Here is a 26,556-nt window from a genome sequence, read left to right on the forward strand (position 1 = left end):
CTTCAAAAAAGTGACATAAATCTGTCATAAGCGCTTGTCGGCAACGGAACGAAGGCTGGGATCGCTCCCGAACGCATTCCCGGAATCATGGAGCGCCGCGCCGAACGGAGGTGCTTTGATGGCCGACGCGGGAGCAACAGCCGACGACCCTCGCCCCCACGAGCACCGGCGGAAAGTCTGGGACGGGAGCTATCCTCTCCATCCTTTTCTCCTCGCCGCCGCCGCCGTCTTCGCCCTCATGGCGAGGAACCTGAACTTCACCTCGCTAGCCGACGTCGCGCCCTCTCTCCTGGGGTCCCTCGCCTTTGCGCTTGCAGTCTATCTGGCGGTCGCGGCGATGCGCCGGCGCTTTGATGCGGCCGGCGCGGTGGTCGCCAGTATCTGGGTTGCCGGCAGCCTCTTCTATCTCGGACTGTTCGGCCGCCTCAACGACATGGTGGCAGGCGGCTTTCCGATGGTGAAGTCACTGCCCTTCGCGCTCGCCATCCTGGCGCTTCTGACGCTCGTTGCGCTGCGCCTTCCCGGCCTCACCCGCCTGGCCCACAGCATTCTCAACGGTGTCGCGCTGGTTCTGTTGGCAACGCCGCTTTGGCAGGTTGGCGTCTACGAATGGCGCAACGGCGCGGCCCGCACCGCCTACGATGCCGAACAGGCCCTGGCGGAGATCCGACAGTATTTCCCTTCCGAAGAAAGTGCCGCCCGGCCGCCGGACATCTATCATTTCGTGTTCGACCGCTACACGTCGGAGGAGATCCTCCAGCGCCACTACGACCTCGACAATCGCGCCATCGGCCGTTTTCTGGAGGAGCGGGGCTTTTACGTCGCCCGTCGCAGCAACTCCAACTACCAGAAGACCGGCCATTCCGTCGCCTCGACCTTCCATATGAACTACCTCGATTTCCTTGAGGACGACGCGCGGGTCACGGGCGCCAACTGGCATCCGATCTACGAGATGCTGGGCGACCATCGCGTGGGGCGGGCCTTGAAGTCGCGCGGATACGACTTCATCCAGTTCGGCGCCTGGTGGGTCGGCACCTACAATAGCCCGCTCGCCGACGAGAACCGGCCGCACGGCTTCAGCGAGTTCGCCATGCTCTATCTGCGGCGCACGATCCTGCGCCCGATCTTCCACGTCCTGCCCGACACGGCGCTGACGATGCGGCTCGACTGGGACAATGCCCAGTGCCAGCGCGTCGCCGCCCAGGTGGAGAAGATCAAGGCCATCGGCGCGCGTGAGCGGCCGGTCTACGTCTTCGCCCACTTCCTGGTGCCGCACGGCCCTTACGCCTTTGCCGCCGACGGGCGCTGCCTCAGCCAAAAGGAAGCGGCCAAGCGCGGCGACAAGCAGGGCTTCGTCGACCAGGTCGCCTATGCCAACCGCATCATCAGGGATATCGTCACCACGCTTCAGGCGTACGGCCGGAAGCCGCCGATCATCCTGCTACAGGCAGATGAAGGCCCCTTTCCCCAGCGCGATTCACGGGTTCCCTGGCAGGATGCGCCGGCCGAGGAGTTGCGGATCAAGACCGGCATCCTCAACGCCTATTATTTTCCCGGGAAAGAGTACCGCCATCTTACCGACGACATCACGCCGGTGAACAGCTACCGCGTGCTGTTCAACACCTATTTCGATGCCAAGTTCCCGCTACTCGCCGACCGCATCTACGCCTTCCCGAACGACAGCACGATCTACGACTTCCACGACGTGACGGACAAAGTTCGCGAGCCGGCGAGCATCGCCGACACGATGCCGGGCGCGCGCGCCGGTCCCGTTAATCAGGACACCCTGGTCCAGCCGCCGCCTCCCGTGGAGCGGTAGATCGCCTCCAGCGTACGCTGCACCTCCAGCCCCTCGCGGAAATCGGCATGGCCGGTCTTCTCGCCGGCGATCGCCCGCACGAGATCGCGCACCTCGATAGTCTTCAGGTCGTTGAAGCCGAGTTGGTGGCCCGGCGCCACGCAGAACGCGCCGTAAGGTTCGTTGGCCGGCCCGGCCAGTATCTTGCGGAAACCGTCGCGCCGGGCCTTGCCGGAGGCCACGTAAAGGTCGAGCTCGTTCATGCGTTCGCCGCAATAGGCAATGGAGCCGCGCGAGCCGGTGATCTCGAAATCCTGCCGCATCTTGCGCCCGCCGGCGATCCAGCTCGCCTCCAGAACGCCGCTGCAGCCGTTCTCGAAGCGCAGAAAGGCGCGGCCGATGTCCTCCACCTCGACGGGCTTTCGATTAGTCGAGCCGGCGCCGTCCGGGCGCGTGGCAACCAGCGTTGCCACCTCCCCGCACACCTCGGCCACAGGCCCGACAAGATAGCGCGCGGCGGCGATCAGGTGGCTGCCAAGGTCGGCCAGCGCCCCACCGCCCCCGGCCGGGTCCAGCCGCCATGTCCACGGCACCTCGGCATCCATCATGAAGTCCTCGGCGTGGACGCCGCTGAAGGCACGGATTTCTCCGATCTCGCCGCTGTCGATGATCTCCTTGGCGAGACGCATCATCGGGTTCTTCAGGTAGTTGAAGCCGACCGCGGTGACGACGCCCTTCGCCTCGGCCGCCCGCACCATCTCCTCGGCGTCGCTTACCTTCGGCGCCAGTGGCTTCTCGCAGTAGACATGCTTGCCGGCGGCAATGGCTGCCAGCGCCATCTCCTTATGAAGGAGATTGGGTGAGGTGACGGAAACGATATGGACGCGCGGATCGGCGACGAGGCGACGCCAGTCGGCCGTCGATTCGGTAAAACCGAGGGCCGCTGCCGCACGCGCGGCCTGCTCCTCCCCGACGTCGGCCAGCATGACCGGCCGCACCTTCACCGGCAGATCGAATACGCGGGCGACATTGTTGAACGCGAAGGCGTGCGTCCTGCCCATGAAACCCGAGCCGATCAGCCCCAGTCCCAGCTCCATCCCGGTTCTCCACGCAGATCTGTGATTTTCGACAAATGGCGGCAACCATCGATGACGCGTGTAGACGGTTGCCGCCGCGCCGTAAAGGAGGCTTTCATCCGCGCGCTGCTGCATGAGCCACGGTGACTTCGCAGCGGCTTTTGGGGGACGCCGGCACGCTCGGCCGAGGCCTCTCCAACACGTGCTTTACAAAAGTCATACTATATGATTTTTTCTCCTTCGCTGCTTCGCAGCCTAGCAACCGGGAGGAACATAATGCTCAAGTCAGCTCTTGCTGGCGCGACCGCGCTCGCGTCGGTGATCCTTACCACGTCCGTCGCCTCCGCCGTGACGGTCGGTTTTTCGCAGATCGGCTCCGAATCCGGCTGGCGTGCCGCCGAGACGACGGTCACCAGGCAGGAAGCCGAAACGCGCGGCATCGACCTGAAATTCGCCGACGCCCAGCAGAAACAGGAAAACCAGATCAAGGCGCTGCGCTCCTTCATCGCCCAGGGCGTGGACGCGATCCTGCTCGCACCGGTGGTGGAGACGGGTTGGGACTCCGTGCTGGAAGAGGCGAAGGATGCGGAAATCCCCGTCGTCCTCCTCGACCGTACCGTTGCCGCCTCGGACGATCTTTACCTCACCGCAGTCACCTCCGACCTCGTGCACGAGGGCCGGGTGGCCGGCGAGTGGCTGGTCGAGAATGCCGGCGACACGGACTGCTCGATCGTCGAACTTCAGGGCACCACGGGCTCCTCGCCCGCCATTGCCCGCAAGAAAGGGTTTGAGGAAGCGATCGCCGGCCACGACAATTTCAAGATCATCCGCAGCCAGACCGGCGACTTCACCCGCACCAAGGGCAAGGAGGTGATGGAGAGCTTCCTCAAGGCCGAGAATGGCGGCGCCGACATCTGCGCGCTTTACGCCCACAACGACGACATGGCGCTGGGCGCCATCCAGGCCATCAAGGAAGCCGGGCTGAAGCCGGGCGAGGACATCCTCGTCGTCTCCATCGACGCCGTGCCGGACATCTTCCAGGCACTCGCCGCCGGCGAGGCCAACGCCACGGTCGAATTAACGCCGAACATGGCCGGCCCCGCCTTCGACGTGCTGGAAGCCTATCTGTCCGACGGCACCGCGCCGCCGAAGTGGATCCAGACCGAATCCAAGCTCTACACGCAGGCCGACGACCCGATAAAGGTCTACGAGGAAAAGAAGAACCTCGGTTACTAGTGGTGCGATCCTGACAGATGGTCCATCTGTCAGGACAAATCGCCCCACCAGATTAATAGCTTGTGGGCTGACTTTCCCAAACAGATGGGTACCATCTGTTTGGGTCAGACCACTAGGGGGCGGGGGGACAGGCGGGCCTTCGCGGGCCCGCCTTCTCTTCCGACTGCAGCAACCGGTGTCCCTTAAGGGCACTCGGTTCCTTTTCGGGGAAACGCCGTGGAAAAGCCTCAGGAACCGCTGCTGAGCGTGGCAAGCCTCACCAAGAGCTTCCCTGGCGCGCTGGCGCTCGACGGCGTCGACTTCGCCTTGCGGGCGGGGGAGGTGCACGCGCTTCTAGGCGAGAACGGCGCCGGCAAGTCCACCCTCATCAAGTGCCTCACCGGCGCCTACCGGTGCGACAGCGGCGATATCCGGCTTTCCGGGCGCCAGGTCGACCCGCGCGACACGTTCGAGGCGCAGGCGCTGGGCATCGGCACCGTCTATCAGGAGGTCAACCTCCTGCCCAACCTGACGGTGGCACAAAACCTCTATCTCGGCCGCCAGCCGACGCGCTTCGGCATGGTCGGCACGCGGCGGATGAACGCCGGGGCCGAGGCGCTGCTTTCTCAATACGGCCTCGATATCGACGTGACGCGGGAGCTTTCCTCCTACTCCGTCGCCGTCCAGCAGATCATCGCCATCGCCCGCGCGGTCGATCTGTCCGGCAAGATCCTCATCCTCGACGAGCCGACCGCCAGCCTCGACGCGCAGGAGGTGCGCATGGTGTTCGACATCGTGCGGGCGCTGCGCGAGCGGGGGCTGGGCATTATCTTCATCACCCATTTCCTCAACCAGGTGTTCGAGATCTCCGATCGCATCACCGTTTTACGCAACGGCCGGCTGGTCGGCACGCGCAATGCCGCCGACATCGAGCGCCTCGACCTTGTGACCATGATGCTGGGCCACGAGCTTTCGCAGGAGACCATCGCCCACACGGCGGCCCGCAAGAGCGAGGGTGAGGTTGCCTATCGCTTCCGTGATTTCGGCCGCGCCGGCACGATCGAGCCTTTCAACCTGGAGGTCCGCCGTGGCGAGGTGGTCGGCGTTGCCGGGCTCCTCGGCTCCGGGCGGACCGAGACCGCCGAGGTGATCTTCGGCGTGCGCCCGCACGACGGCGGCAGCGCCGAGAAGGACGGCAGGCAGCTCGAACTCAGCGGGCCGCGCAAGGCGATCGCCGCGGGCCTCGGCTTCTGTCCCGAGGACCGTAAGACCGACGGCATCGTCGGCGACCTCTCCGTGCGCGAGAACATCGTCCTGGCATTGCAGGCGCGGCGCGGCTGGTCGCGGCCGCTGCCGAGGCAAGAGCAGATCGAGATCGCCGACCGCTTCATCGACGCCCTCGACATCCGCACGACGGACCGCGAGAAGCCGCTCCGGCTTCTCTCCGGCGGCAACCAGCAGAAGGCGATCCTCGCCCGCTGGCTGGCGACCAACCCCGAGTTCCTCATCCTCGACGAGCCGACGCGCGGCATCGACGTCGGCGCCCACGCCGAGATCATCCGCCTGATCGAGCGCCTGTGCGAGGATGGCGTGTCGCTGCTCGTCATCTCCTCGGAGCTGGAGGAGCTGGTCGCCTATTCGCATCGCGTGATCGTGGTGCGCGACCGGGAGCATGTGTCGGAACTGACGGGCGAGGAGATCAACACCGACAACATCGTCCGCGCCATCGCCGCCGACAGCCAGCCGGAGCAAGCCCGATGAACGGCGATAGCAGCTCCGCCCTCCGCCGCTTCCTGCCCCAGGTCCTGACGCTTCTCGTCATCCTGGCGCTGATCACGGCGGTCTTCCCGAATTTCCTGAACCTGACGTGGCAGAACGGCCGTTTTTACGGCAGTCTGATCGACATCCTCAATCGCGGCGCGCCCGTGGCTCTTCTGTCGATCGGCATGACGCTGGTCATCGCCACCAAGGGCATCGACCTTTCCGTCGGCGCGGTGATGGCGATCTGCGGCGCGGTGGCGGCATCCACCGTCGCCGGCGGCGGCAGCGCGGCGACAGCCCTCCTCTTCGCCCTCGCCGTGGGCGTGGCCTGCGGCGCCTGGAACGGTTTCCTCGTCGCCGTGCTCGGCATTCAGCCCATCGTCGCAACGCTGATCCTGATGGTGGCCGGGCGCGGCATCGCCCAGCTCATCACCGAAGGCATCATCGTCACCTTCAACGATCCGGGGTTCGCCTTCTTCGGCAGCGGGGCACTTCTCGGCCTGCCGGTGCCCGTCCTCCTGTGGGTGGCCACCGGCATTGCCGCAGCCCTCATCGTGCGCAAGACGGCGCTCGGACTTCTGATCGAGGCGATCGGCATCAACCGCCGCGCCAGCACGCTTTCCGGCGTCAACAGCGGTGTGCTTCTGGTGACGGTCTACATGGTCTCGGGCCTGTGCGCGGCCATCGCCGGCATCATCGTCACCGCCGATATCCGCGGCGCGGACGCCAACAATGCCGGCCTGTGGCTGGAGCTCGACGCCATCCTCGCCGTCGTGCTGGGCGGCACGTCGCTGCTCGGCGGCCGCTTCACCATCCTCGGCTCACTGATCGGCGCCATGATCATCCAGTCGATCAACACGGGCATCCTGCTCTCCGGCTTCCCGCCCGAGTTCAACCTGATCATCAAGGCCGTCATCATCATGCTGATCCTTATCATCCAGTCGCCGGCCCTGCGCATGGCGACGGTGTTCTGGCGTGGCCGGCCGGCGGAGCCGGTGGCCACGGAAGGCAAGGAGCGGTCGGCACCATGAAGTCCCGCTATCTGCCGCTGGCGGCAACCATCCTCATCTTCGTCCTGGCATACGCGCTGTGCTACGCGCAGTTCCCGTCGATGCTGTCGACCCGCGTCATCGGCAATCTCCTGACCGACAACGCCTTTCTCGGCATCGTCGCCGTCGGCATGACCTTCGTCATCCTCTCGGGCGGCATCGATCTTTCCGTCGGCTCGGTCATCGCCTTCACCAGCGTCTTCATCGCCGTGGTTTTGGCGAATACAGGCCTGCACCCGCTTGCCGTCTTCGCCATGGCGCTCCTCATCGCCACGGCCTTCGGCGCGGCAATGGGCGCGGTGATCCATTATCTGGAGATGCCGCCCTTCATCGTCACGCTGGCCGGCATGTTCCTGGCGCGCGGCATGGCCTTCGTGCTGTCGATCGATTCCATCCCCGTCGCGCATCCCTTCTACGATACCCTGCAGTCGTTCTACTGGCGCATGCCGGGCGGCGGGCGCCTGACGCTGATCGGCGGGCTCTTACTGCTCGTCTTCGCGGTCGGCGTCCTGATCGCCCACCGCACGCGCTTCGGCGCCAACATCTATGCTCTGGGAGGCGACGCCACTACCGCGCGATTGATGGGCGTTTCCGTCGGCCGCACCACCATCGGCATCTATGCGCTGTCCGGCCTGCTGGCGGGCCTCTCCGGCATCGTCTTCTCGCTCTACACCACTGCCGGCTATTCGCTTTCCGCCGTCGGCGTCGAACTCGACGCCATCGCGGCGGTCGTCATCGGGGGCACGCTGCTTACGGGCGGCAGCGGCTTTGTCGCCGGCACCTTCGTTGGTATTCTGATCATGGGTCTGATACAGACCTACATCATCTTCGACGGTACGCTGTCGAGCTGGTGGACGAAGATCGTGGTCGGAGTGCTTTTGTTCGTCTTCATCTTCCTGCAGAAGGGAATTCTCTGGCTTTCTGCCAGGAAGGCGGCGGCGCTGCACCACGCGCATGGAAGCTGATGGGTCTGCTTGAAACCGCCATATCCGGCCGCGCCCGGCGCACGAGCCATTCCCATGTGGTGAACGAACTGGGCAAGGCGATCATCGGCGGCACCTATCCCGTCGGCAGCATCCTGCCCGGCGACAGCGAGCTGGCCGCGCGCTTCCACGTCTCGCGCACCGTTCTGCGCGAGGCGATGAAGACGCTCTCGGCCAAGGGGCTCATCGTGGCGCGGGCGCGCATCGGCACGCGCGTGACGGAGCGCAGAGAGTGGAACCTTTTCGACGCCGACGTGCTCACCTGGCACCTGGAGCGCGGCGTCGACCGCACCTTTCTCGTCCACTTGAGCGAGATGCGCCTTTCCTTCGAACCCTATGCGGCGGGGCTGGCAGCCGGGCGCGCCAACCCGGAGACTGCCCATCGGCTCCTGCGGCTGGCGGGCGACATGGCCTCGGCTCCCTCGCACGAGGAGCTTATCCTGGCCGACCTGCGCTTCCATCTGGCCGTTCTGCAGGCTTCCGAGAATCCGTTCATGTACGGCGTCGGCACCCTTATCGAGGCGGCCCTCGTCGCCGCCTTCGGCCTCAGCTCCCCGAACGTCCCCTCGCGTGAGCTGGAAAGGATCGGCGCTTCCCACAAGGCGATCGCCGAGGCCATCGCCCGCGGCGACGCTGAGGCGGCCTCCAAGACCATGAGGGAGGTCATCCTGACCGGCCGCGCCCAGGCGCTCGACCGGATCGACGAGAAAGGCGGCTAGGCGCTGCGTTTTTGGCTTGAGGCAAGCATTCTAAACGCAGCCCGCTACACCCATGGCTCCATCGCCAGCCGGCTCGGCCGGCCCGGCGACGCGGCGACCGCCGCCGTCGAGCGCTTTCTGGAAAGGGTGACACGCTGAGGCGGCGCGGACGGCCGGCCGGGGCTGTAAATGCGGGCTCATGGTCATCGCCCCCGACGGCACACGGGCGCGTCCACCCCCACCCCTTACCCCTCCCCACAAGGGGGAGGGAGGCGTGAGCGCCCCGCCTTTCCTGGCGAAGGACGCGCTTATCCGTTGCCGCGCTTCATGCGAAGCCGGGCTATGTCAAAGAACCGGGAAGACGGGCGACCTTCGTGTCGCTCGTCATATTTTTTTCGCGACCCTCGGGCCGCCCGTCCGGCGTTCTTAAGTCTCCGCCCGTTCCGCTTCCACGAAGCCGGATCCGGAAGGCTTGCACCTCCCACGACAGGGCGCTCCGCGCCCCCGTCTTTCCGGCTCCCTTTTAAAGTGCACCGTCCGGCACGCGCCGCCCGTAGTGGCGGCAGGGGAACCCTTGGGCGGAGCCTCCCCGGGCCGGCCGCCACGTTAGCGGCCCGCCGGAGGCGCCGGCCCCTCCCCGCGAGACCGCCGTCGCGATCCACGTTCCCGCGGGAGGGACGGGGAGCATGATAAGAGCGGCGCGGGCAGGGGGGATAAAATGCGGTGAAAAAAGTTGGAGAAATTTCACCGTCTCCAACGGAAACAATGGGTTAGTAGCGAAGAAAGTTTTCGTAGCTACAGATTTATCCCCGCGGAAACAGAGCGATCGACCGCTGCCCGTCAAGCTCCGTCGCGCCGTCGTCGCGCAACCGGTCACCGGCATGGCGCTCGTCTGGCATCTGGGCTATCCCCCCGGCGAAGACTGGATCGTTCTGTCGATCCTGCTTTATCTCCTCACCGGCGCCTTCTGGCTTCCCGTGGTGTGGATGCAAATGGAGATGCGCCGCCTTGCCGCTGCCGCCGCCGAGCAAGGGACCCCGCTGCCCAAACGATACCACCGCCTCTTCCGCCTCTGGTTCGCCTTCGGCTTTCCCGCTTTCGCCGCCGTGCTGGGTATTTTCTGGCTGATGATCGCCCGTCCTGTCGATATCTGGTAAGGAACGGGCGCCGGAAAGGGCTGGGTTTCGTCGCCGCGCGGCACTATCTGATGAACAAGGAGATGTCGGATGACCAAGGCACAGATCGTCGGCTGGGCGCATGCGCCCTTCGGAAAATCCGAGATGGAAGACACGGAGGCGCTGATGGCCTCGGTCGCCACCCCGGCGCTCGACCATGCCGGCGTCGAGACCGGCGATGTGGACGGCATCTTCGTCGGCGTCATGAACAATGGCTTTTCCAGGCAGGATTTCCAGGGCTCGCTCGTCGCCATGGGCAACGAGGCGCTGGCCCATGTGCCGGCGGTGCGGCTGGAGAACGCCTGCGCCACCGGCTCGGCCGCCATCTATACGGCCATGGACTTCATCGAATCAGGCCGCGGCCGCATCGCCCTCGTGGTGGGCGCGGAGAAGATGACGGCGACGCCGACCGCGCAAGTGGGCGACATCCTCCTGGGCGCCAGCTACCGCAGGCAAGAGGCGGACGTGGATGGCGGCTTCGCCGGCCTCTTCGCCCGCATCGCGCAAAACTATTTCCAGCGCTATGGCGACCGCTCGGAAGAGCTCGCAATGATTGCGGCGAAGAACCATGCCAATGGCATGGCCAATCCCTACGCCCATATGCGCAAGGACTTCGGCTTCGACTTCTGCAACACGGTCTCGGACAAGAACCCCTATGTGGCCGAGCCGCTCAGGCGCACCGATTGCTCGCTGATCTCCGACGGCGCGGCTGCCCTGGTGCTGGCCGATGCCGAGACGGCGGCAAGCCTGGAGCGGGCGATCGCCTTCCGCGCGCGCCGGCATGTGAACGACCTCCTGGCGATGAGCCGGCGCGACGTGACCGCCTTCGAAGGCGCGCGGCGCGCCTGGGCCGGCGCGCTGGAAGACGCCGGCGCATCGCTCGACGACCTGTCGCTGGTCGAGACCCACGACTGCTTCACCATTGCGGAGTTGATCGAATATGAGGCGATGGGCCTTGCCAAACCAGGCGAGGGCCACCGCGTGGTGCGCGACGGCATTGCGCAGAAGGACGGCAAGCTGCCGGTCAATCCTTCCGGCGGGCTCAAGGCCAAGGGCCATCCGATCGGCGCCACCGGGGTTTCCATGCACATCATGGCGGCCATGCAGCTCATGGGCGAGGCCGGCGACATGCAGATCCTTGAGGCGCGCCTGGCCGGCGTCTTCAATATGGGCGGTGCCGCGGTCGCCAACTATGTCTCGCTTCTGGAGCGCACGAAGTAGCGCCTACCGGCACGTGACGGCCCGCCGATTTCCGACTAACTTCCGGCACACACAGGTTTTCAGGAGGAATGAATGGGCAAGGAACGGATCGGCTTTGTCGGCGTCGGGCTGATGGGCCATGGCATGGCCAAGAACATCGCCCAGAAGGGCTGGCCGCTGACCGTGCTCGGCCATCGCAACCGCGAGCCGGTCGAAGACCTGAAGCGCCGCGGTGCGGCGGAGGCGGAAAACGCGCGCGCCTTGGCGGAAGCGAGCGACGTTGTCATGATCTGCGTGACAGGCAGCCCGCAGGTTGAAGAGATCGTCAAGGGGCCGCAGGGCCTCGCCTCCGCCGGTAAGCCGCTTCTCATCTGCGACTGCTCCACCTCCGACCCCTCCTCCACCGTGAAGCTCGCCGCCGATCTTGCCGCGCAGGACATCACGCTGGTCGACGCCCCGCTCAGCCGCACGCCGAAGGATGCCGAGGAAGGCACGCTGGACGTGATGGTCGGCGGCGAGGAGGCGGCGGTCGACCGCATCTGGCCGGTGCTCGAGGCCTTCGGCCAGCGCATCGTCAGGACCGGGCCGACGGGCAGCGGCCACACGATGAAGCTACTCAACAACTTCCTCTCCATGGGCTATGCCGCCCTCTATTCCGAGGCCCTGGCGCTCGGCGCCAAGGCGGGCTTGACGCCGGCCGTTTTCGACAGCGTCATCAGCGGCGGCCGCATGGATTGCGCTTTCTACCAGACCTTCTTCAAATGGGTGCTGGAGCGGGACCGCGACGCCCATAAATTCACGCTGAAGAACGGTCTCAAGGACATGTCCTACCTCGCCGCCTTCGCCAATGCGGCGGAGGTCTCCAATCCCCTGGGCGCGGCCGTGCGCAATTCCTTCGCGCTTGCCGTCGGCGCGGGGCGCGGCGAGGACTACGTGCCGATGCTGTCCGACATCGTGGCGGAGCTGAACGGGGTCAGCCTGACCGAGAAATAGAATGCCCATGGGCTGCGGATATCGGCTCGCTCCGCTGTCGCAGGGTAAACGAACGGCGGGAGGTGACGGATGGCCGTGAATGGCGGGAAACTCGATGAGGCTGCGCGCGCCGCCTGGCTTTACTACGTCGCCGGCAATACGCAGGACCAGATCGCCGCCAAGCTCGGTGTTTCGCGCCAATCGGCCCAGCGGCTCGTCTCGCTCGCCGTCTCCGAAGGGCTGGTGAAGGTTCATATCGACTATCCGATCGCCCATTGCCTCGACCTTTCGAAGGCGCTGCGCGAAACCTATTCGCTCTCCTTCTGCGAGGTCGTGCCGACGGATCCGGACTCGACCTCGACCACCCTCGGCGTGGCGCAGGCCACTGCGGCGGAGATCGAGAACTGGCTCGGGCGGCCGGAGCCGCTCATCATGGGGATCGGCACGGGGCGCACACTTCGGGCCGCCGTCGAGCACCTGAGCACCATGGAGTGCCCGCAGCACCGCATCGTTTCGCTTACGGGCAACATCGCTCCGGACGGCTCGGCGGCCTATTACAACGTCATCTTCACCATGGCGGACAAGGTGAAGGCACGTTTCTTCCCGATGCCGCTGCCTGTTATCGCCTCCTCGGAAAAGGAGCGTGAGACGTTGCACGCGCAGCCGATGATCCGCCCGACCCTGGAGCTGGCGGCCAAGGCGGACGTTACATTTATCGGCATCGGCGAACTCGACGACGAGGCGCCGCTTTATGTCGACGGTTTCATCACGCGTGAGGAATTACAGGCACTTAGGCGGGCCGGCGCGGTGACGGAGATCATCGGCTGGACCTTCGATCCGCAGGGCCGGCTGGTCGAAGGCATCACCAACGAACGCGTTGCCAGCGCGCCTATTCCCAGCCGCGAAACCTCGCTCGTCATCGCCTCCGCCATGGGAAAGAAGAAGCTTCCGGGCATCCGCATCGCGCTGGAAGGCAAATTAATCAATGGCTTGGTGACCGACGAGGCAACGGCCGAAGCGCTGCTCACGCCAAGCCTCCGGTAGCGGTTGCCGCTGCAGGGTCGATCCTCTGCGAAACTCGTAGGGCTATCGTGTATGGATGGAGTCTTTATTCGGCTTCGCCGCGACCCCCACCCTCAATCCCTCCCCTCAAGGGGGAGGGAAGCCCGGTCGAGCGCGCCATCGTCCCCCTCCCCCTTGGGGGGAGGGGTTAGGGGTGGGGGTCGCGGCGAAGCCGAACTAAAAACCCCAGCCATCTGCGCCCTGCGAAACCCGCTATCGTGGATACCCTCCCTAGGGCCGTGGAGGGTAACTACGCGATTTAGGGTGCCTTCGTTCCTTTCGGGAGCCCCTCCCCCCCTGCAGATGTTGCGCCGCAGCGACGAAACCGCATTGACTCGTCGGCGCTGTTGTGAGTAATTGCTCATAGTATTAGCATTTGCTCAATCGCTCATGTGGGAGGAAACCATGAGACTCAAGGCCCTGCTCCTTGGAACAAGCTTTCTTGCCGTCTCCGGGCTTACCGCCGGCGCCGAGACGCTCACCATCGCCACGGTCAACAACGGCGATATGATCCGCATGCAGAAGCTGACGGACGACTTCAAGGCGAAGAACCCCGACATCGATCTGGAGTGGGTGACGCTGGAAGAGAACGTCCTGCGCCAGCGGGTGACGACGGACATCGCCACCAAGGGCGGCCAGTACGACGTCCTGACCATCGGCACCTACGAGGTGCCGATCTGGGCCAAGCAGGACTGGCTCCTGCCGCTGGAAAACCTCGGCGAGGATTACGACGTCGACGACCTCCTGCCGCCGATCCGTGCCGGCCTGTCCTACGAGGACAAGCTCTATGCCGCGCCCTTTTACGGCGAGAGCTCCATGGTGATGTACCGCACCGACCTCTTCGAGGAGGCGGGGCTCGAGATGCCCGAGGCGCCGACCTGGGAGTTCGTCGCCGATGCGGCGCGCAAGATCACCGACAAGGACAACGAGATCTACGGCATCTGCCTGCGCGGCAAGGCGGGCTGGGGCGAGAACATGGCCTTCCTCACGGCGACGGCCAACTCCTTCGGCGCGCGCTGGTTCGACGAGAACTGGCAGCCGCAGTTCGACCAGCCGCAGTGGAAGGAGACGCTCGACTTCTACGTCAACCTGATGAAGGATGCCGGCCCTCCAGGAGCTTCCTCCAACGGTTTCAACGAGAACCTGGCGCTGTTCCAGTCCGGAAAGTGCGGCATGTGGATCGATGCCACCGTGGCGGCCTCCTTCGTGACCGACCCGGAAGAATCCACCGTGGCCGACAAGGTGGGCTTCGCGCTGGCGCCGGACAACGGCCTTGGCAAGCGGGGCAATTGGTTGTGGGCCTGGTCGCTCGCCATTCCCGCCGGCACGCAGAAGGCGGAAGCGGCGGAGAAGTTCATCGCCTGGGCGACCGGCAAGGACTATCTCGAACTTGTCGCCGAGAAGGAAGGGTGGGCGAACGTGCCGCCCGGCACGAGGACCTCGCTCTACGAGAACCCCGAATACGCCAAGATTCCCTTTGCCGAGATGACGATCAACTCGATCAACACGGCCGACCCGAACAACCCGACGGTCGATCCCGTGCCCTATGTCGGCGTCCAGTTCGTGGCGATCCCGGAGTTCCAGGGGCTCGGCACGGCCGTGGGACAGCAGTTTTCGGCGGCCCTTGCCGGCCAGGTGACGGTCGATCAGGCGCTGCAAAGCGCCCAGCAGCTCACCCAGCGTGAGATGATGAAGAGCGGCTACATCAAATAGCCTCCCTCCTCCCTGGGCCGCCTTCGGTAGTGCGGGGCGGCCCCTTTTTCACTCTTGGACGATGTCGATGGATTTTGAGTCCTTGCTTGGACCCCCACCCCTTACCCCTCCCCTCAAGGGGGAGGGGGATTCTGAGACGTCGGCGTCCCCCTCCCCCTTGAGGGGAGGGGTAAGGGGTGGGGGTTCGGCGAAGCCGGCAAGAATGACTCAAATGCGATAACCCTACCTGTGGAGAGCACGATGGCCACGCTGCACACCCAGTCGACCGCGCGCCTGATGATGGCGCCTGCCGTCGTGCTTCTGCTTCTGTGGATGCTCGTGCCGCTCGGCATGACCGTCTGGTTCTCCTTCCTGCGCTACAACCTCCTGATGCCGGGCATGGAGGAATGGAGCGGCTTCGACAACTACTATTATTTCCTCACCGACCCCGCCTTCGGCACGGCGCTGGTCAACACGCTGCTGCTCGTCGGAGGCGTGCTCCTGATCTCGGTCGGCGGCGGCGTTGCGCTTGCCCTTCTTCTCGATCAGCCCTTCTTCGGGCAAGGCATCGTGCGCCTTCTCGTCATCGCGCCCTTCTTCGTCATGCCGACCGTTTCCGCGCTGGTGTGGAAGAACATGTTCATGAACCCCGTCTACGGGCTGTTCGCGTGGGTGGCGAAGTTCTTCGGGCTGCAGCCCATCGACTGGCTGGCCGAAGTGCCGCTCTTCTCCATCGTCCTCATCGTCGCCTGGCAGTGGCTGCCCTTTGCGACGCTGATCCTCCTGACGGCGCTGCAATCGCTGGACGAGGAGCAGAAGGAAGCGGCGGAGATGGATGGCGCCGGCCCGGTCTCGCGTTTCATCTACATCGTGCTTCCGCATCTTTCGCGCGCCATCACCGTCGTCATTCTCATCGAGACCATCTTCCTGCTGTCCGTCTTCGCGGAAATCCTCGTGACGACCAATGGCGGACCGGGGCTGGAAAGCACCAATCTCACCTATCTCGTCTATGCGCAGGCGCTGCTTCAGTTCGACGTCGGCGCGGCTTCGGCGGGCGGCATCGTGGCGGTGATCCTCGCCAACATCGTCGCCATCTTCCTGATGCGCATCATCGGCAAGAACCTGGACGCGTGAGGAGGCACCCATGGCACGAGCGATATCCCCGCGCAGGAAATGGACCATCACCGTCGTCGCATGGCTGTTGGGCCTCGCCATCTTCTTCCCGATCCTGTGGACGGTGCTGACCAGCTTCAAGACCGAGGGCGAAGCCATCGCCTCGCCGCCCTCCCTCGTCGCCTTCGACTGGACGCTCGCCAACTATTTCGAGGTGCAGGCGCGCTCGAACTATTTCAAGTATGTCGGCAATTCGATCGTCATCGCCGTGGGCTCGACGCTCCTCGGCCTTTTGATCGCCATCCCGGCGGCCTGGGCCATGGCCTTCTCGCCGACCAAACGCACCAAGGACGTGCTCATGTGGATGCTGTCCACGAAGATGCTGCCGCCCGTCGGCGTCCTGGTGCCGATCTACCTCATCTTCCGCGACACCGGTCTGCTTGACAGCCGCATCGGGCTTATCGGCGTGCTCACCATGATCAACCTGCCGATCATCGTATGGATGCTCTACACCTATTTCCGCGAGATCCCCGGCGAGATCCTGGAGGCCGCGCGCATGGACGGCGCCTCGCTCGCCAAGGAGATCGTCTACGTGCTGACGCCGATGGCGCTGCCGGGCATCGCCTCGACCATGCTTCTAAACATCATCCTGGCGTGGAACGAGGCCTTCTGGACGCTGAACCTCACCGCTTCGAGCGCTGCGCCGCTGACCGCCTTCATCGCCGCCTATTCGAGCCCGGAGGGGCTGTTCTGGGCCAAGCTGTCGGCCGCCTCGACGCTCGCCATCGCGCCGATCCTCATCATGGGCTGGTTCTCGCAGCGCCAACTCATCCGCGGCCTGACCTTCGGCGCGGTGAAGTGAGCAAGGAGATGATTGTGCATTCATCAAAGCGAGCAGCCGTGGAGGTCGATGCCCCGTCGCGCCCCCCTCTGTCCTGCCGGACATCTCCCCCACGAGGGGGGAGATTGGCGGCTTCAACCATGCCGCTCACTCTGAAACGCCGCCGATTGGCGAAAGTAGAGGTGACGGCCAATCTCCCCCCTCGTGGGGGAGATGTCCGGCCCCTTCGACAAGCTCAGGACAGAGGGGGGCAACGTAGAGCGCCAGCTTTCCCTTCACGCCACTTCAGGAACCATAGCGGGAGGAGAGCGTCGTGGGCCAGATAACCCTTCAGAAGGTTTCCAAATCCTTCGGCCAGACCATCGTCATTCCGGAGATCGACCTCGTCATCGAGGACGGCGAGTTCGTCGTCTTCGTCGGCCCGTCCGGTTGCGGCAAGTCCACGCTTCTGCGCCTTATCGCCGGGCTGGAGGACACCTCGAAAGGCACGATCAGCATCGACGGCGAGGACGTGACCGGGGCGCCGCCGGCCAAGCGCGGCCTTTCCATGGTTTTCCAGTCCTACGCGCTCTACCCGCACATGAGCGTGCGCCAGAACATCGCCTTCCCGCTCAAGATGGCGAACGAGGACAAAGAGGCGATCGCCAGGAAGGTGGAGGACGCAGCGCGCATCCTCAACCTGACCGACTATCTGGAACGCCGCCCGGGCCAGCTTTCCGGCGGCCAGCGCCAGCGCGTCGCCATCGGCCGGGCCATCGTGCGCCAGCCCAAGGCCTTTCTCTTCGACGAGCCGCTGTCGAACCTCGATGCGGCACTGCGCGGCACCATGCGGCTGGAGATCAGCGAACTGCACCAGAGCCTGAAGACCACCATGGTCTACGTCACCCACGACCAGGTGGAGGCGATGACCATGGCGGACAAGATCGTCGTGCTGCAGGCCGGCCGGGTAGAGCAGGTGGGCTCGCCGCTGGAGCTCTACCGCAGCCCGCGCAACCTGTTCGTCGCCGGCTTCATCGGCGCGCCGAAGATGAACCTGATCAATGGCGCGGAAGCGATGAAGCACGACGCCGCCACCATCGGCATCCGCCCCGAGCACATCCGGCTTTCGCCGGACGGCGGGGAATGGACCGGCACGGTCGGCGTCACCGAGCATCTGGGCGCCGACACGCTCTTACACGTGGCGGTCGACGGCGTCGGACAGGTGACCGTGCGCGCCGACGGCGAATATCAGGTGCGCTCCGGCGACACGGTGCGGCTTACCCCTGTCCCCGACAAGCTCCACCGTTTCAACGCGCAAGGAGAAGCATTCTGATGGGCAGGCTCGAAGGCAAGACCGCCATCATCACCGGTGCGGCGCGCGGCATCGGCCGCGCCTTCGCCGCGCGCTACGCCGAGGAAGGCGCGCGGGTTGCCATCGCCGACATCAACATTGAAGCCGCGGAGAAGGCGGCCGCCGAGATCGGCAGAGACACCATCGCGGTGCATCTCGACGTTACCGATCAGGCCTCGATCGATGAGGCGGTGCGGGAGACGGAGGAGCGGCTCGGCGGCATCGATATCCTCATCAACAATGCAGCGCTCTTCGATCTCGCCCCCATCGTCGAGATCACCCGCGAGAGCTACGAGCGCCTGTTCTCCATCAATGTCGCGGGCACGCTGTTCACGATGCAGGCGGTCGCCCGCTCGATGATCGCGCACGGGCGCGGCGGCAGGATCATCAACATGGCGAGCCAGGCCGGCCGCCGCGGCGAGCCGCTGGTCGCCATCTACTGCGCCACCAAGGCCGCCGTCATCAGCCTCACCCAGTCGGCCGGGCTCGACCTCATCAAGCACCGCATCAATGTGAACGCCATCGCCCCCGGTGTGGTCGACGGAGAGCACTGGGACGGCGTCGACGCGCTCTTTGCCAAGTACGAAAACCGCCCGCTCGGGGAGAAGAAGCGGCTGGCGGGCGAAGCGGTCCCCTATGGCCGCATGGGCCGGCCGGAGGACCTGACGGGCATGGCCGTATTCCTGGCCTCCGAGGAGGCTGAATACATCGTCGCCCAGACCTACAACGTCGACGGCGGCAACTGGATGAACTGAGGCGCTGCGGCAGGGCGATTGCACATGAGTTCTGAGTTCTTGATTGGACCCCCACCCCTTACCCCTCCCCTCAAGGGGGAGGGGGATTCTGAGACGTCGACGCCCCCCTCCCCCTTGAGGGGAGGGGTGAGGGGTGGGGGTTGCAGCAGAGAAAGAACGAACCGGCCAGGAACGGGACAGAAACAATGACCACAAGGCTTCGCGCCGCAGCGCTCGACACCATTGCGTCCCGTGCCGCCGTGCCGGCTTACGACCGGAAAAGGCTCTCCGCCGGCATCGTCCATTTCGGCGTCGGCAATTTCCACCGCGCGCACCAGGCCGTCTATCTCGACGACCTGTTCAACAAGGGCCGCGACCATGACTGGGCGATCGTCGGCGCCGGCGTCCTGGCCGCCGACGGGGCGATGCGCGAGCGGCTTGCCGCGCAGGATTTTCTCACGACAGTCGTCGAGCAGGAAGCCGACCGCAGCACGGCGCGGGTGACCGGCGCCATGATCGATTATCTGCGGACGGAAGACAGGGTGGCGATCATCGACCAACTGGCGGACCCGGCGGTGCGCATCGTCTCGCTCACCATCACCGAAGGCGGCTATTTCATCGATCCGGCTTCCGGAGCGTTCGACCCGGGGCACCCGGATATCGCCGCCGATGGCGCGGCGCCCGACGCGCCGCGCACCGTCTTCGGCCTGATCGTGGCGGGGTTGAAGAGGCGAAAGGCCGAAGGCACCCTCCCCTTCACCGTCATGTCCTGCGACAACATTCCTCACAACGGTACCGTCACCCGCAACGCCGTTACCGGCCTTGCCGCACTCTCCGATCCTGGCCTTGCGGGATGGATCGCGGAGGCTGTCGCCTTTCCCAACGGCATGGTCGACCGCATTACGCCCGCGACGGGCGACCGGGAGCGGCAGATTTGCGCCGAGGAATACGGCATCGAGGACACCTCTCCCGTCTTCTGCGAGGGCTTCAAGCAATGGGTGCTGGAGGACGATTTTCCGGCCGGGCGGCCGGCGCTGGAAGAGGCGGGCGTTGAGTTCGTGCCCGATGTCACGCCCTACGAGCACATGAAGATCCGCATCCTCAACGGCGGCCATGCGGTGATCGCCTATCCGGCGGGCCTGATGGACATCCACTTCGTGCACGAGGCGATGGAGCATCCGCTGGTCCGCGCTTTTCTCAAGAAGGTCGAGGAGGAGGAGATTATCCCCGTCGTGCCGCCGGTGCCCGGCACCGACCTTGGCGACTACTATCGGCTGATCGAGGCGCGCTTCGCCAACCCCAAGATCGGCGACACGGTGCGCCGGCTGTGCCTCGACGGCTCCAACCGGCAGCCGAAATTCATCGTCCCTTCCATCGCCGATCGGCTGGAGCGCGGTGCGGGGATTGCCGGCCTGGCGCTGGAATCCGCGCTTTGGTGCCGCTATTGCTTCGGCACGACGGAGAGCGGTAAGGGGATCGCGCCCAACGATCCCGCCTGGGAGCGGCTGCGGGCGCAGGCGCAGAAGGCCAGGGACGATCCCCTCGCCTGGCTCGAGATGGAGGACATCTATGGACGTGTGGCGCAAGCGGATGTCTTCCGCAAAGCCTTCACCGGAGCCCTTGCCGCGCTTTGGCGGGATGGTACGGAGAAGGTTCTCGCCCGCTATCTCGCCAGCGGTCTCTAGAGCGGATTCAGGCATGGTCTCGGAGGGCGGCGCCCTGTCGCGCCCCCCTCTGCCCTGCCGGGCATCTCCCCCGCGAGGGGGGAGATTGCGCCGGCCGCTTGCTCCGGCGCCTCTCCTGCGGTTGGCGAAACCATCAGCGACAGCCAATCTCCCCCCATGCGGGGGAGATGCCCGGCAGGGCAGAGGGGGGCGCGAAAGAGCACCGGCCTTTCTACATAGCCGAACCCACACAGACGCATCCCGCTCCAGGGCCAGCGCATGAAGAACGGCCGCCTCGTCATCTTCGACTGCGACGGCGTTCTGGTCGACAGCGAGCCGATTTCCATCGCCGTGCTGGTGGAGATCATCGCCGAGGCCGGGGTGGCGATCGAGCCGGCGGTCGCCTATCGCCGCTTCCTCGGCCGCTCCATGGCGAGCATCGCCAAGGCGGTGGAGGACGAGTGCGGCCTCGCCATGACGGACGGGCATCTGGAAGAGATGCGGGCGCGGCTCTACGAGCGCTTCCGCCAGGAACTGAAGCCCATTCCCGGCCTCGTGGAGGCGCTTGCCGGACTTAAGGCGGCGCGCTGCGTCGCGTCTTCCAGCCAGCCCGAGCGCATCCGGCTTTCCCTGGGTGTGACGGGCTTGCTTCCCCATTTCGAGCCGCACATCTTTAGCGCCACGATGGTGGCGAACGGCAAGCCGGCGCCGGACCTTTTTCTCCACGCGGCAAAGATGATGGGGGTGGAGCCGGCCGGATGCGTCGTCGTCGAGGACAGCCCCGCCGGCATCGAGGCGGCGCGGCGCGCCGGCATGCATGTCGTGGCCTTCGCCGGCGGCTCCCACGCCGCCCCTGCCGGCCTCAAGGCCGCATTCAAGACGCTCGGGCCTGACCGCATCCTCGAAGACATGCGCGCGCTTCCATCGCTGCTTGCCGGGCTCGGCGATGGGTGGGCGGGATCACGATAGAACCGGCGCGGCGATCTCGCGGACCAGCGGCTCCAAGCGGGGATTGGGAAAGACAAAGGGTTTGCCGTCGATGGACAGGCCCCGCGCATAATCGAGGACCAGCGCGGCCCTGTCGGTGCGGGTGAGCGTGGCGCGCATGGCGCCAGCGTCGAATGCGAGGGAAGTGCCGGCGAGGGTCTTTGCGACGGTGGAGGCATCGGCGCCCTGGGGGAGTTCTCCCACCAGCGCCGCCCAGGCGACTTTCCTCCCGTAGGCGCGGTGCTCGCGCCCGGCCCCCGGGCCTTCGCTCACCTTTACGATGGGTGCGGAGGCGGTGAGGGCGGCGAAGCCGCGGCCGACGCGCAGGATGAGCCAGTTGTCCTTCAAAATGCGTTCGTCGAAGCCATCCTCCGGGGCATAGACGTGGGTGAAATCCACCCGCGCGCCCTTGAGGTCGTAGAGCATGAGAAGCGCGTCCTCATGGCTCCCGACGCGCGGCATGACGCCGTTGCCGGCCCAGTAGGAGGGGCGCTGATGGCCCCAGGGATCGTCCTCGCCGGGATGGTTGACCCAGGCGCGCGCGAAGGGGTGGCTCGCGAAGAGGATGTCCATGACATGCTGCTGGTGGCCGTGCTGGCCGGGCGTGCCGTCGACGGAGGCGGAGAGCTGGACGGCGGCGCGCTTGTAGAGCGCGAGCTTGGCCGCGTTGTCGTAGCCCTGGACGTAATGCGCGGTCAGCGCCCTCCCCTCGGGCGGAGAGGCATAGCGGGAAAGCCCTTCCGGCGGCGCATAGTCGCCCGCCGCGAACATCGGCAGGGCGGCGACGCCGTTGTTGAGCCAGCCCGTGCCGAAGGCGACAGTGGCAAAGGGGGAAAGCTCGGTGAGCGGGCCGGCGCGCAACTCCTTGTCGTAGGCGCGGCCCATGGTGCCGGCGGATACGCCGCCCAGCGTGTGCAGTGCGATCATGGTGAAGAGGCGGTCGAGCAGCTTTTCCGTGCGCTCCCTGAGCGCGCCGTCCGCCCAGTGCTGCAGCGCCAGAAGCCCGATGAAGTCGATCGGGTAATAGGCCGCCGAGTTCCACTCGGCGAGGCCATGCGCCTCGACCGAGCAGAACCATTTGCCCAGCCGCTCCGCCGCCAGCGCCGCCTGCTCGCGGCCGGTGCGTCCGGAGGCGGTGAAGGTGTCGTCGGGAAAGAGGCGGCCGGCGAGATATTGCGAGACGTGAAAGCACAGGACGTGGTTTTCGCTCCAGAACCACATGACGTCGTTGCCCGGCTCGTCGACCCAGTAGCGGTAGTCGAGCACGGAGCGGCGGATGCGCGCGGCCGCCGCCGCCGGCAGGGCCTCTTTATAGGTGCCGTAGAGCCATAGCAGCGGCACCATTACGAAGTCGGAGCAGTCGCGCCGCTCGTCGATCATCGTCAGCGTGTCGGTGAGGATGGCCTCGAGCGTATCGTCGGCGTTGCCGCCCGCCGCCAGCATGGCGAGCGCCCGGCCGATCCTGAGATCGCCGTGGGCGGCAGCGAAAGCCAGCGCCTCGCGCTTGCGGCCTTGCAGATCGGCGGCACGCGCTGGCGGCACCGTCTCGCGCAGGAGCGCGAAGCCGACATGCCGTTCCACCCGCGCCTCGCCGATCTCGAAGGTGAGGTCGAGCGGATGGTAGCCGTCCGCAAGCCCTTCCAGCCCGGCGAGCGCCACGTGGGTACCGCCCGCGTCCAGCACCGCCTCGGCGGTGAAGAGCGGCGGCTTGTGGCGCATATGGACGCTCTGCTGGACCTTGGCCGTCACCGTCACATCGCTTGCTGCCGGCGTGTCGAAGGCAAGGACGAGCGGACCGCCGGTGAAGAACTCGCGCTCGGGGCGGACATCGGCCGCAAGCCGCATCAGCGTCGCCAGGTCAGCGGCATTTGCCCCGCCGGGCACGCCGGCCTGAAGCGTCTCGTCGCAGAGCGAGGTCAGCTCGACGTACCAGTTGGTGTCGCGCTCGGCGAGGTCCTCCGACAGCATGACGACCTCGCTGCCGCCGGAGTTGAGCGGCAGGGCGATCTCTGTCGCTTGCTCCTCGTTTCGGGTGAAGGGTTCGAACCTGACCGCGAGCGCGCCGTCCACCCAGATGTGAACGCCGCCGCAGGTGGCGAGCCGGAAGCGGCAGTCGCCGCCCTCGGGCGGCACGAGGGCGGTGCGGCACCAGCGCCCGAGCCGCGTCGGGCGGTGCCAGAAACCGGAGAACTCCAGCCGCCGGTTGAAACCGGGCAGGTTGACGGTATCGACGGGCCAATCCGTCTCAAGCTCCACCTTGCGGGTTTTGACCTCCGCCCACCAGGCGACCCGGCAAGGCAGATCGCCCACGTCCACGAAACCGTTGATGAAGCGGTAATTGGCGCGGTCTTCGGCGGGCGCCGGCTTGCCGGGATAATAGGCGGTGTCGGGCGGCGACAACGCCCAGGCGGTCACCGTCTCGCCGGGCCCGACCGGGAAGAACGCCATGCCCTCGTTGCCCTTCGCAAGCGCGCTCATGCTTCGGCTCCGGCAGTCTCACGGTGTTCCCTCACGTTCTGTTGCTGCATCGCCGCCTCGATCTCGTGAAGCAGCGGGAGAACGTCCGACGGTGTAAAGACCGAATAGTCGGGCCGTTCGCTGTCGTCGGCGGGCTCGTGCGTGCGCCGGCGCGACCAGCCGAAGAAGATGCTGGGAATGCCGAAGGCGTTGGCGCCCTTGATGTCGCGGGAGAGATTGTTGCCGATCATCACGGTCGAGCGGGCCTCGGACCCCCGCAAACCGAGCCGCTCCAAGGCGGCCGCGAACATCTTCGGCGAAGGTTTCAGCGCGCCGACTTCCCCGGAAATGATGCGCGCCTGGAAGAGGTCCCAGAGGCCGGCCGGTTTCAGGATGTTCTCGAAGGTTTCGCGCGGGCCGTCGGCCACGAGCGCCAGGCGGTAGCCGGCCGCAGCGATATGGCGCACCATGTCCGCCGCACCCGGGATCAGCTCGGCGCGCACCACCACCTCGCTGCCCGGCAGCTTCTCTTCCGTCGCCTCGTCGGCGATCGTGTCGCCGCAATCGAACAGAACGGCGCGGATGTGGGGAACCGTACTTGGCAGCTCCTCTATGAGCTTACGGACGCGCGCCGGAATCCAGGCCTCAAGAATTGGCCAGGGTACCAGGGCGATCCCTCGGCCACCGTCGGGGTTATCGGATATGCCGGTGCCGTTCCCCCGCGGCATCGCGGCCGGTGTTTCCTCTCCCTCGCTTTCGGGCAGGGCTATCGAATATAGGTCATCTTTTCCGGCTTTGCCGGAACCCCCACCCCTCACCCCTCCCCTCAAGGGGGAGGGGGGCGCCGACGCCTCAGAATCCCCCTCCCCCTTGAGGGGAAGGGTGAGGGGTGGGGGTGCCATCAAGGACTCAGAACCCATATGCGATGGATAGTCGAATTCGAACGTCGGCTCGAAGGCATCCGCCTTCATCTTGAGCTTCGCCAGCCTGTGATCGAAGGCCGTGGGCGCGATCCTTCCGCTCTCCGCGAAGACATTGCCGAGGTGCACGCCCTCCCATGCCGCCAGTTCGTTGCACAACACGGAGATGAGCCGGCCGGCCTTCTCCTCCATCTCGGCGGGGTCGGCCCAATGGGCGTGCTTGCCGGCCTCTACATAGAGCACGGGGCGGGGCCCAAGCATCCGGCAAAGCCTGCCGTCGGCTGCAAGCCGATTGCGTATTGATTTTGAGTCCTTGCTTGTACCCCCACCCCTCACCCCTCCCCTCAAGGGGGAGGGGGGCGCCGACGCCTCAGAATCCCCCTCCCCCTTGTGGGGAGGGGTGAGGGGTGGGGGTTCCGGCGAAGCCGGCAAGAGCGACTCGTTTGCGATAGCCCCGCCTTCGGCCGTCATCGCAAGACGCCTTCCGTGCCGGGAGGCTTCTACCCTTTCGACTTTGCCGGTTCCATCGAGATAGACCCACACATGTTCCAGATCGTACATATGCCCGATGTCCCAGTCGTACCAGACCGCGTACTCGATCACGGCACCGCCAAGCGGCCTCACCTGGAATTTCGAGGACGGCGACTGACCAGGCTCCCGGAAAACCGTGTAGCCCATCGCAAGCGGCGGATAGGGCTCGTGGGCATCCAGCATCAGAAGAGGCATATGGGCGCGCGCCAGAGCGTAATCGGCGCCGGCCGCACCCCGCCGTAGTTTTTCCAGCGTACCGCTCACCCTATCATTTTGGCTCATGCTTCCACCCCGGCCAGATCGAGCTCCTCGGCGCGGTGGCAGCGCACCTCACGGCCACCGAGGGGACGCAGATCCGGAACCTCTTTCTTGCAGAGATCGGTCGCATAGGGACAGCGCGGATGGAAGGCACAGCCGGCGGGCGGGTTGGCCAGATCGGCGATCTCGCCCTTCAGGACGATGCGCCGGCCGCTGGCACGGCGGCGCGGATCGGGCTGCGGCACCGCCGAGAGAAGCGCCTCGGTGTAGGGGTGCAGCGGCTTCTTGAAGATCTCCGCCGTATCGCCCAATTCGACCATGCGCCCCACATACATCACGCCGATACGGTCGGAGATGTGCTCCACCATGCCGAGATCGTGCGTGATGAAGAGGTAGGTGAGGCCGAACTTTTCCTGCAGGTCCTGCAGGAGGTTGATGTTCTGCGCGGCGACGGAGACATCGAGGGCGGAGACCGCTTCGTCGGCGGCGATGAAGCTCGGATTGAGCGCCAGCGCCCGGGCGATGCCGATGCGCTGGCGCTGCCCCCCGGAAAAGGCGTGCGGATAGCGGGTCGCGTATTCAGGCCTCAGACCCACCAGCCCCAGAAGCTCGCCCACGCGATCGCCGATCTCGCCCCTGGAGCCGACGCCGTGGATCACCAAAGGCTCGCCGACGATGTCGAGCAGCGTCATGCGTGGATCGAGCGAGGAATATGGGTCCTGGAAGATCATCTGCATCTCGCGCCGGATGGGGCGCAGCTCGCGGTCGGAAAGGTCCGTCAGGTCGGTGACGCTGCCGTCGGCGCGGCGGAATTTGATGGAGCCGCCGGTGAGCATGTAGGCGCGCAGGATCAGCCGGGCGACCGTGGATTTGCCCGAGCCGCTCTCGCCCACCAGGCCGAACGTCTCGCCGCGCCTGATGTCGAAGCTGATGTCGTCGACGGCCTTGACCTCGCCGACCTTCCTTTGCAGCCAGCCGCGTGTGACGGGGAAGTATTTCTTCAGGCTTGAGACCGAGATCAGCGCGTCCTCGGGCATGGC

Annotated in this window: 20 protein-coding genes and 1 pseudogene; 17 read left to right on the forward strand and 4 right to left on the reverse strand. The window is 65.8% G+C overall.

The features are described 5' to 3' along the window. Positions 1 to 118: 118 nt before the first annotated feature. Positions 119 to 1,819, forward strand: a complete 1,701-nt coding sequence (locus GM910_RS00465; protein ID WP_159585454.1) for a hypothetical protein — start codon at positions 119 to 121, stop codon at positions 1,817 to 1,819. On the opposite strand, the gene GM910_RS00470 is transcribed toward GM910_RS00465, so the two are convergent. Beyond that, positions 1,777 to 2,895: a Gfo/Idh/MocA family protein gene (locus GM910_RS00470; protein WP_159585456.1), complete on the reverse strand. Its 1,119-nt coding sequence runs from the start codon at positions 2,893 to 2,895 to the stop codon at positions 1,777 to 1,779. The genes GM910_RS00465 and GM910_RS00470 overlap by 43 nt on opposite strands. A gap of 252 nt (positions 2,896 to 3,147) precedes the next feature. Here GM910_RS00470 and ytfQ point away from each other — a divergent pair, with 252 nt between their 5' ends. The 16 genes and pseudogenes from ytfQ (at position 3,148) to GM910_RS00550 (ending at position 21,332) form a co-directional block, all read left to right on the forward strand. Continuing rightward, the gene (gene ytfQ / locus GM910_RS00475; protein WP_159585756.1) at positions 3,148 to 4,110 is read left to right on the forward strand and encodes a galactofuranose ABC transporter, galactofuranose-binding protein YtfQ; all 963 of its coding nucleotides are present in this window, start codon (positions 3,148 to 3,150) and stop codon (positions 4,108 to 4,110) included. Between the two features lie 216 nt (positions 4,111 to 4,326). Then, positions 4,327 to 5,850, forward strand: coding sequence for a galactofuranose ABC transporter, ATP-binding protein YtfR (gene ytfR, locus GM910_RS00480; protein ID WP_159585458.1), 1,524 nt, complete (start codon positions 4,327 to 4,329; stop codon positions 5,848 to 5,850). Continuing rightward, entirely contained in the window at positions 5,847 to 6,881 is a 1,035-nt protein-coding gene (locus GM910_RS00485; RefSeq protein WP_159585460.1) for an ABC transporter permease, read from the forward strand. Before ytfR ends, GM910_RS00485 begins: the two co-directional genes overlap by 4 nt. Further along, positions 6,878 to 7,864 carry a galactofuranose ABC transporter, permease protein YjfF gene (yjfF, locus tag GM910_RS00490; RefSeq protein WP_159585462.1) on the forward strand — a complete coding sequence of 329 codons (987 nt, stop codon included), beginning with the start codon at positions 6,878 to 6,880 and terminating at the stop codon, positions 7,862 to 7,864. Before GM910_RS00485 ends, yjfF begins: the two co-directional genes overlap by 4 nt. Next, a complete protein-coding gene (locus tag GM910_RS00495) occupies positions 7,861 to 8,601 on the forward strand; it encodes a FadR/GntR family transcriptional regulator (RefSeq protein WP_201285385.1) in 741 nt (246 codons plus the stop codon). Before yjfF ends, GM910_RS00495 begins: the two co-directional genes overlap by 4 nt. Before the next feature lie 833 nt (positions 8,602 to 9,434). Continuing rightward, a pseudogene (locus GM910_RS27090) lies at positions 9,435 to 9,737 on the forward strand (DUF2269 family protein); the annotation flags it as partial. A 69-nt stretch (positions 9,738 to 9,806) separates the two neighbouring features. Next, complete coding sequence (locus tag GM910_RS00505) at positions 9,807 to 10,976, forward strand: acetyl-CoA acetyltransferase (RefSeq protein ID WP_159585468.1); 1,170 nt, start codon at positions 9,807 to 9,809, stop codon at positions 10,974 to 10,976. Between the two features lie 72 nt (positions 10,977 to 11,048). Next, positions 11,049 to 11,948, forward strand: a complete 900-nt coding sequence (locus GM910_RS00510) for an NAD(P)-dependent oxidoreductase (RefSeq protein ID WP_159585470.1) — start codon at positions 11,049 to 11,051, stop codon at positions 11,946 to 11,948. A 69-nt stretch (positions 11,949 to 12,017) separates the two neighbouring features. After that, positions 12,018 to 12,971, forward strand: a complete 954-nt coding sequence (locus tag GM910_RS00515; RefSeq protein WP_159585472.1) for a sugar-binding transcriptional regulator — start codon at positions 12,018 to 12,020, stop codon at positions 12,969 to 12,971. Between the two features lie 423 nt (positions 12,972 to 13,394). Continuing rightward, positions 13,395 to 14,702 (forward strand): ABC transporter substrate-binding protein, encoded by a 1,308-nt coding sequence (locus GM910_RS00520; protein ID WP_159585474.1) that lies wholly within the window; start codon positions 13,395 to 13,397, stop codon positions 14,700 to 14,702. Between the two features lie 240 nt (positions 14,703 to 14,942). Further along, positions 14,943 to 15,815: a carbohydrate ABC transporter permease gene (locus GM910_RS00525; RefSeq protein WP_159585476.1), complete on the forward strand. Its 873-nt coding sequence runs from the start codon at positions 14,943 to 14,945 to the stop codon at positions 15,813 to 15,815. Between the two features lie 10 nt (positions 15,816 to 15,825). After that, positions 15,826 to 16,656 (forward strand): carbohydrate ABC transporter permease, encoded by an 831-nt coding sequence (locus tag GM910_RS00530; protein ID WP_159585478.1) that lies wholly within the window; start codon positions 15,826 to 15,828, stop codon positions 16,654 to 16,656. 292 nt (positions 16,657 to 16,948) lie between these two features. Next, positions 16,949 to 17,947: an ABC transporter ATP-binding protein gene (locus GM910_RS00535; RefSeq protein WP_159585480.1), complete on the forward strand. Its 999-nt coding sequence runs from the start codon at positions 16,949 to 16,951 to the stop codon at positions 17,945 to 17,947. Beyond that, entirely contained in the window at positions 17,947 to 18,720 is a 774-nt protein-coding gene (locus GM910_RS00540) for an L-iditol 2-dehydrogenase (RefSeq protein WP_159585482.1), read from the forward strand. Before GM910_RS00535 ends, GM910_RS00540 begins: the two co-directional genes overlap by 1 nt. A 185-nt stretch (positions 18,721 to 18,905) precedes the next feature. Further along, entirely contained in the window at positions 18,906 to 20,384 is a 1,479-nt protein-coding gene (locus GM910_RS00545) for a mannitol dehydrogenase family protein (RefSeq protein ID WP_159585484.1), read from the forward strand. Positions 20,385 to 20,642: 258 nt separating this feature from the next. After that, positions 20,643 to 21,332: an HAD family hydrolase gene (locus GM910_RS00550; protein WP_159585486.1), complete on the forward strand. Its 690-nt coding sequence runs from the start codon at positions 20,643 to 20,645 to the stop codon at positions 21,330 to 21,332. Here the strand turns inward: GM910_RS00550 and GM910_RS00555 are convergent. From GM910_RS00555 to GM910_RS00565, 3 genes are read right to left on the reverse strand one after another with little or no spacing between them, the layout of a single operon-like run. Continuing rightward, positions 21,324 to 23,828, reverse strand: coding sequence for a hypothetical protein (locus GM910_RS00555; RefSeq protein ID WP_159585488.1), 2,505 nt, complete (start codon positions 23,826 to 23,828; stop codon positions 21,324 to 21,326). The two genes, GM910_RS00550 and GM910_RS00555, sit on opposite strands and share 9 nt — an antisense overlap. Next, the gene (locus tag GM910_RS00560) at positions 23,825 to 25,540 is read right to left on the reverse strand and encodes an HAD family hydrolase (RefSeq protein ID WP_159585490.1); all 1,716 of its coding nucleotides are present in this window, start codon (positions 25,538 to 25,540) and stop codon (positions 23,825 to 23,827) included. The genes GM910_RS00555 and GM910_RS00560 overlap by 4 nt, the downstream gene beginning before the upstream one ends. Next, positions 25,537 to 26,553 (reverse strand): ABC transporter ATP-binding protein, encoded by a 1,017-nt coding sequence (locus GM910_RS00565; protein ID WP_159585757.1) that lies wholly within the window; start codon positions 26,551 to 26,553, stop codon positions 25,537 to 25,539. Before GM910_RS00565 ends, GM910_RS00560 begins: the two co-directional genes overlap by 4 nt. Positions 26,554 to 26,556 lie beyond the last annotated feature (3 nt).

Source organism: Chelativorans xinjiangensis, from assembly GCF_009812055.1.
GTDB classification, from domain to species: Bacteria; Pseudomonadota; Alphaproteobacteria; order Rhizobiales; family Rhizobiaceae; genus Chelativorans; species Chelativorans xinjiangense.

What these genes read in the sequence shown, in the direction of transcription:
- GM910_RS00465 (WP_159585454.1), top strand. Translation starts at nt 119, where the DNA reads ATGGCCGACGCGGGAGCAACAGCCGACGACCCTCGCCCCCACGAGCAC.
- GM910_RS00470 (WP_159585456.1), bottom strand. Translation starts at nt 2,895, where the DNA reads ATGGAGCTGGGACTGGGGCTGATCGGCTCGGGTTTCATGGGCAGGACG.
- GM910_RS00485 (WP_159585460.1), top strand. Translation starts at nt 5,847, where the DNA reads ATGAACGGCGATAGCAGCTCCGCCCTCCGCCGCTTCCTGCCCCAGGTC.
- yjfF (WP_159585462.1), top strand. Translation starts at nt 6,878, where the DNA reads ATGAAGTCCCGCTATCTGCCGCTGGCGGCAACCATCCTCATCTTCGTC.
- GM910_RS00505 (WP_159585468.1), top strand. Translation starts at nt 9,807, where the DNA reads ATGACCAAGGCACAGATCGTCGGCTGGGCGCATGCGCCCTTCGGAAAA.
- GM910_RS00510 (WP_159585470.1), top strand. Translation starts at nt 11,049, where the DNA reads ATGGGCAAGGAACGGATCGGCTTTGTCGGCGTCGGGCTGATGGGCCAT.
- GM910_RS00515 (WP_159585472.1), top strand. Translation starts at nt 12,018, where the DNA reads ATGGCCGTGAATGGCGGGAAACTCGATGAGGCTGCGCGCGCCGCCTGG.
- GM910_RS00520 (WP_159585474.1), top strand. Translation starts at nt 13,395, where the DNA reads ATGAGACTCAAGGCCCTGCTCCTTGGAACAAGCTTTCTTGCCGTCTCC.
- GM910_RS00525 (WP_159585476.1), top strand. Translation starts at nt 14,943, where the DNA reads ATGGCCACGCTGCACACCCAGTCGACCGCGCGCCTGATGATGGCGCCT.
- GM910_RS00530 (WP_159585478.1), top strand. Translation starts at nt 15,826, where the DNA reads ATGGCACGAGCGATATCCCCGCGCAGGAAATGGACCATCACCGTCGTC.
- GM910_RS00540 (WP_159585482.1), top strand. Translation starts at nt 17,947, where the DNA reads ATGGGCAGGCTCGAAGGCAAGACCGCCATCATCACCGGTGCGGCGCGC.
- GM910_RS00545 (WP_159585484.1), top strand. Translation starts at nt 18,906, where the DNA reads ATGACCACAAGGCTTCGCGCCGCAGCGCTCGACACCATTGCGTCCCGT.
- GM910_RS00550 (WP_159585486.1), top strand. Translation starts at nt 20,643, where the DNA reads ATGAAGAACGGCCGCCTCGTCATCTTCGACTGCGACGGCGTTCTGGTC.
- GM910_RS00555 (WP_159585488.1), bottom strand. Translation starts at nt 23,828, where the DNA reads ATGAGCGCGCTTGCGAAGGGCAACGAGGGCATGGCGTTCTTCCCGGTC.
- GM910_RS00560 (WP_159585490.1), bottom strand. Translation starts at nt 25,540, where the DNA reads ATGAGCCAAAATGATAGGGTGAGCGGTACGCTGGAAAAACTACGGCGG.
- GM910_RS00565 (WP_159585757.1), bottom strand. Translation starts at nt 26,553, where the DNA reads ATGCCCGAGGACGCGCTGATCTCGGTCTCAAGCCTGAAGAAATACTTC.